The organism is Microbulbifer taiwanensis, assembly GCF_014904815.1.
Classification (GTDB): Bacteria; Pseudomonadota; Gammaproteobacteria; order Pseudomonadales; family Cellvibrionaceae; genus Microbulbifer; species Microbulbifer taiwanensis.
Map to the genome: position 1 here is coordinate 1 of NZ_JACZFR010000110.1, position 684 is coordinate 684.

1 protein-coding gene is annotated in these 684 nt (G+C 64.5%); it reads right to left on the reverse strand.

The window, feature by feature from the left end; all coding sequences use genetic code 11:
- Positions 1-592 (reverse strand): hypothetical protein (locus IG627_RS20730; protein WP_193195229.1); only part of this gene is annotated, 592 nt, incomplete at its 3' end.
- Positions 593-684 lie beyond the last annotated feature (92 nt).

Consider the following 684-nt stretch of genomic DNA (forward strand, 5'->3'; position numbering starts at 1 on the left):
CAAAACGCCAGAATTGCAGCGGCTGACAATCCGCGATCGCGGGCGCCGGAATGCCGTAGCGCTTGCCGATTTTGATACTGGTATCACCCAGGACAGAGCCGATCACCGCAACCTCGCAGGCGTTGAGCACGGTTTTCGGTGTCTCCTCCGGCTTCTGCGCCACGCCGTGGTATCGCAACCCGAATTTGCGCCCCTGGTTCAGCAGTCGCATATGCTCCGGTGCCGCTGCCCCGGCCCTGGTGCCGCTGCCGGTCAGCTCCTCATCGATCACGTAGGTGATCTTGCGGCCGTCCAGCACCGCCCACACCAGCTTGCAAAAGTACTCGTGCTCCTCCTCATCCTGGAACGCGGGCGAGTAGGCCAGGCGGAAGCCACGGCCGCTCCTGACCGCCCGCAGCACCGCGTGCGCGAATGCCCTGCGGGTGAAATAGCGGATTGCCTTGTGGTCATAGTTCGGATCAAACACCAGCACCCGGGCGCCCTGCTTTGGTATATCCGGGTTCTGCTTGACCGCCTGCGATTTACCCTGCCCGGAGCGGGCAAGGTAGATCGTATTGCGGTTGGGCAGCGAAGGGTCAGGATTCGTTGCCACCGGCCACCCCCTGATCGATCTGTTCCTGGCGGCGCGCCTCCGCCGCCTCCCGTTCGGCCTTGTCGCGGCGGCGCAGGCCGACCACATCCTGG